The sequence below is a fragment of the Robertmurraya sp. DFI.2.37 genome, from assembly GCF_029211245.1.
GTDB classification, from domain to species: domain Bacteria; phylum Bacillota; class Bacilli; order Bacillales; family Cytobacillaceae; genus Robertmurraya; species Robertmurraya methanolica_A.
In genome coordinates this window covers 1-293 of the sequence record NZ_JARGEJ010000746.1, presented here as the reverse complement: position 1 = coordinate 293, position 293 = coordinate 1, and the positions used below count along the sequence as shown (strand labels likewise).

Below are 293 nucleotides of genomic sequence, written 5' to 3'. Positions count from 1 at the left end.
TTACGAAGTATGCTTGGGAAGAATATGGAGAAGTTTCTTCGATTACGTTTAAAAACGAATTGGACGAGTTGGGCGAAGGTATCGAGATTATAAATCTTTATATTAATAGTCCGGGAGGCAGTGTGTTTGAGGGGATTACCATTCACAATATGCTTAAGCGTCATAATGCCAGAATCATTGTTCATGTTGATGGTGTGGCAGCTTCAATTGCATCTGTTATTGCGATGGCAGGAGATGAAATCTTCATGCCAAAAAACTCTATGTTGATGATTCATAATGCATGGACATTTACA

At 38.2% G+C, this 293-nt stretch carries 1 protein-coding gene; it reads left to right on the top strand.

Annotation, left to right across the window (positions count from 1 at the left end):
* Positions 1-293: head maturation protease, ClpP-related (locus PZE06_RS28465; RefSeq protein ID WP_275792465.1), on the top strand; the 293-nt coding region annotated here is incomplete at both ends.